Genomic DNA, 4,377 nt, shown 5'->3' on the forward strand with positions numbered 1-4,377 from the left:
AGCTATCGCAAACGCAAAAGTTACCATCGCCTGCGCGACGGGAGTCTTTTGGACATTTCTCACTTGGATTTATCTGAAGCTGCCGCACTGGTGGATGAACTAGGAATATCCGCTGGACAGTTGGGCACAGGTAATGTGGAGTTGCCTTCGTACAAGGCGTTTCTCCTTAATAGTATTTTGCATGAGGAGGACAAAGACCAATCCTTTGAGCAGTGGATAGAGGATTTTGAAAATATCAATCCGGCGACCTATGTTGCGCCTGCGGCTTTGGCGCAGACGCTGCGCCCCTATCAACTGAGGGGATTTCAGTGGCTCTCCGCCCTTTCTGATATGGGATTTGGCGGCATCCTTGCTGATGAGATGGGCCTAGGCAAAACAGTGCAGATGATTTCGTTGTTGCTTGCACGCCGTGGACGGGGGAGAAGTCTTGTAGTTTGTCCTGCTTCGTTGGTTTATAACTGGCAAGAAGAATTTGAAAAATTTGCACCAGATATGGATATTGCTGTAGTAGCAGGCACAGCTCAGCAGAGGTTTATGCAGCGTCATGAGATGGGTCATGAGGTCCTTATTACCAGCTATGACCTGCTGAGACGTGATATCGAAGACTACGTAGACGAGACGTTTCATTGTGTGATTTTGGATGAGGCTCAGTATGTCAAAAACCATCAAACCCTGGCAGCGCGAGCGGTCAAGACGCTCAAAGCTCGCCATCGTTTTGCGTTGACGGGCACCCCTGTTGAAAACCGCCTGTCTGAGCTTTGGAGCATTTTTGATTTTCTGATGCCTGGACTCTTGGGCAGTTATGAGCGTTTTCGTGAGCGCTATGAGCAGCCAATTGTGGCAGGAGATGCAGAGATTGCTGCTCGACTCAAGGCAGCAGTTGGGCCTTTCATCTTGCGACGTCTTAAACGCGAGGTTTTGCTTGATCTGCCTGATAAACTTGAGACGCCCATTTTTGCTCGTATGGAAGACGAGCAAAGCAAGCTCTACCATGCACATGAACAAGCGCTTCGTCTTTCGTTAGAAAAGCAAAGCGATGCAGGCTGGAACAAGAAAAAGATGCAGGTTTTGACTGAACTCATGCGTCTTCGCCAACTCTGCTGTGATCCGCGACTGGTGTATGACGATTATAGAGGCGACAGCTGCAAGATAGATATGATTTGGGATTTGATATCCACCTCTATTGATGCAGGGGCCAAGTTATTGGTGTTTTCTCAGTTCACAAGCTTTTTGAGTCTGATTGCAGATAAACTTGACAAAGAGCAGGTGAGCTTTTTTGAACTAACGGGGTCAACTCCCAAAGATGAACGCATACGTCTTGTGGGGGAGTTTAACCGTGATGATACGCCGGTTTTTTTGATTTCTTTACGTGCGGGCGGAACAGGCCTTAACTTGGTGGGCGCCCAGGTAGTAATTCATGCTGATCCTTGGTGGAATGTTGCTGCTGAAGATCAAGCAACTGACCGTGCTCATCGCATTGGCCAACGCAGTGATGTGACCGTCTATAAGGTCATATGCAAAGGTACCATTGAGGAGCGTATTGTTGCTTTGCAAGCCAAAAAGGCCGACCTTGCAGATGCGATAGTGGGTACGGGTGGCGGCATGGGTCTTGCATCGCTTGCCCGCGAAGACCTCATTGATTTGTTGGGTTAGGGTAGGCTGGTTAGCGCGAGAGTATAAAGAAGGGCAGTATGCCAAGAAATAGCCAACAGAGCTACGCTGAACGGTGCGAATTGCGCCGACAGCACCGTGAGGCGGCACGACGCCGCCAGCGGCATCGTCGCATTGTGGGCGGTGTTATCTGCGCTGTATTGGCAGTTGTGGTGTCCGTGGCTTTTGCTTGCGTAAGAGAATGTAGGCAGGGGAGTATGTCACGTCTGGGCGTAGGCTCTGCTTCATCTGCATCTCAGGACAAACAACTCAGTGCTGCCGAAAAGCGTATTGAGACGGTGCGTAAACGCGCCTCGCTTAACTGTACGGGTAAGGCTCCAAGTCAGCTGACCGACCCTCTTGATTATGCAAAGCTTGGCAAAAAGCTCATGCAAAATATTGCGCATAACTGCGCCTCTTGGAAAGATTTTTCCAATGCGGAGAGCTTTTCGTATCGTGCGCAAAAGGATGTTGAGGGTAAAATTGCACCGTATATGATTGCTGTCAATCGAGCTGCCAATACGCTCACGGTACTTACGTTAGATGCTGATAACAACTATACAAAGCCGTACATGGCAATGGTATGTGCAACGGGTACTTATACGCCACTGGGGTATTTTCATACGCCCGAGCGTTATCGCTGGGGAGCGTTGTTTCAGGATGTATTTGGTCAGTATGTGACCCGTATCGACGGTGATATTTTGTTCCACAGCGTTCCTTATCTGTCCGAACATGAAAATGATTTGGAATATCAAGAATTCAATAAGCAGGGCAGCGCAGCTTCCCTGGGTTGTGTGCGTTTGCAAGTTTGCGATGCCAAATGGATTTATGACAACTGCCCGCTCGGAACTCCCGTGGTTTTTTATGATGACGCAGATCATCCTGGCCCGATGGGCAAGCCTGGCACGATTGCGCTTGACGAAAACGATGATAATCCATCAAGTGCTACTTTCCGTGGTTTTGATCCCACCGACCCCAACGAAGCAAATCCTTGGAAAGAGACGTTTCGTACGGGTACCGCAATCCGTTCCGATGAGGCAGAAAAAGCGCTGAAGCACTATACCAAAGAGGGAGACGCAGCATGATTGTGCTAGGAGCGCTGCTTAATGGCATAGAAGCGCTGGTAGGAGCTTTGATTGGTCTGGCATTTAAGAGTCACGTATCCAATGATCTGGGAGACTTCTTGCTCAAGGGTCAGGGCTTGTGTGTAGTTTTGGTTGCAGTGCAAGGCATGGCAGCTAAGGGCGGCACTATCGTTGTAGTGACGCTGGCTGTGGCATTGGGTGGCGTAATCGGGTGGATGTTAGGGATTGACGCTGCGGTACATCGCCTGGGTAACTGGGTGCAGACGCGGCTGGACAAAGTGCTGCCCACAGACGGCCAGCTTGGAAGCTTTTCTGTAGGTTTTGTCAATGCGACCTTATTTTGCTGTACAGGTGCGATGGCAATTGTGGGATCTCTTGCGTCGGGTTTATCGCTGGATCACAGCACCCTTATTGCAAAGGGCATCATTGACCTTGTAGTTTGCATTCCCATGGCAGCATCAATGGGTGTTGGCGTGCCCTTTGTGGCGCTTTCCTTATTTGTGTATGAAGGCCTCCTCTCCCTCACAGCTAGTTTGATTGCACCTTTGCTCACTCAGGCGGTCATTGCCGAGATGTCGGTTACGGGCTCACTCTTATTGTTTGCAGTTGGCACTAATCTGCTCGGCATCACTCAGCTCAAGGTAGCCGACTTTTTGCCGGCATGTTTTTTGCCCATCGTGCTTGTTCCCTTAGTGAACTTACTGCCCTTGGTTTAGAGGTAGCTCATGATTCAAGATATTGGCAAGCATGCCTTTTCCAATCGTTATGTACCCAAAGAGCCTCAGGCACAAAGCATTGTTTTGTGTTGTCGTGCTATCGAGATTTTCTGTTATCTAACAGGTGAAAAGTCTCAAGATAACTCAGGCGTTCGTTTGGGAGGAGATCTCGAATTACCACGCTTTTCTGATTTTTCTTGTAGTGCCGCCGAATTAGATTTGGTCTACCTTTTTTCAGTTGATGAGCAGGACTTTTTTCTTGCCTCTGCTGCGGATGCAGCAGAGGTGCTCATGTCTGAAGCCGGTGCTGCTGCAGGCTTTTCTTCCCCGCGCTTTTCTTGGGAAAGTATTCGTGAATTACGCTTTGCTTCTCCGCGCTGGTTGGCCTTTGCCGCAATTATGGGTCATCAACTGGCAACTTGGTATCGGAACAATCGTTTTTGCGGAGCGTGTGGCTATCCTACCGAGCTTGCCCCAAAAAGCCGCGAGATAGTATGTCCTGCCTGCGGAAATGTGATTTATCCGCGCATCAATCCAGGCGTTATTGTGGGGATTCTTGACCAAAGTCATGAGCGTTTATTGCTGACAAAATATGCTCGTGCACACTATCGCTACGACAATTATGCATTGGTTGCAGGTTATACCGAGGTGGGTGAGAGCTTTGAGCAGACAGTGCTGCGCGAGACCAAGGAAGAAGTTGGTCTTGAGGTGAGCAAACTGCGCTATTGGCGCGGACAACCTTGGCCTTTCTCATCTTCTATCTTGGTGGGTTATTGGTGTGAGGCCGCAAGAGACGATGTGACGGTGGATCATGGTGAGTTACGCAGTGCCGTATGGCTGCATCGAGACGAAATTCCCATGCCGCGCCGCGATACTTCAAGCCTTACCAATCTGATGATTTCTGCATTTGCGCAGGGATTCGATCC

4 protein-coding genes are annotated in these 4,377 nt (G+C 49.5%); all 4 read left to right on the forward strand.

Features of this window, described 5'->3' with window-relative positions; translation table 11 throughout:
• Positions 1-1,653, forward strand: a 1,653-nt coding sequence (locus Q0X25_RS07450; protein ID WP_298580706.1) for a DEAD/DEAH box helicase, incomplete at its 5' end; no start/stop codon positions are given.
• A gap of 38 nt (positions 1,654-1,691) precedes the next feature.
• The gene (locus tag Q0X25_RS07455) at positions 1,692-2,735 is read left to right on the forward strand and encodes a L,D-transpeptidase (RefSeq protein ID WP_298580708.1); all 1,044 of its coding nucleotides are present in this window, start codon (positions 1,692-1,694) and stop codon (positions 2,733-2,735) included.
• On the forward strand, positions 2,732-3,451 hold the full coding sequence (locus tag Q0X25_RS07460; RefSeq protein ID WP_298580711.1) for a DUF554 domain-containing protein: 720 nt from the start codon (positions 2,732-2,734) through the stop codon (positions 3,449-3,451). Before Q0X25_RS07455 ends, Q0X25_RS07460 begins: the two co-directional genes overlap by 4 nt.
• Positions 3,452-3,460: 9 nt before the next feature.
• Positions 3,461-4,377: NAD(+) diphosphatase (gene nudC, locus Q0X25_RS07465; RefSeq protein ID WP_298580714.1), on the forward strand; the 917-nt coding region annotated here is incomplete at its 3' end.

The sequence above is a fragment of the uncultured Olegusella sp. genome, from assembly GCF_947253395.1.
Classification (GTDB): domain Bacteria; phylum Actinomycetota; class Coriobacteriia; order Coriobacteriales; family Atopobiaceae; genus Olegusella.

Coding starts and splice junctions, on each gene's coding strand:
- Q0X25_RS07455 (WP_298580708.1), top strand. CDS start 1,692: ATGCCAAGAAATAGCCAACAGAGCTACGCTGAACGGTGCGAATTGCGC.
- Q0X25_RS07460 (WP_298580711.1), top strand. CDS start 2,732: ATGATTGTGCTAGGAGCGCTGCTTAATGGCATAGAAGCGCTGGTAGGA.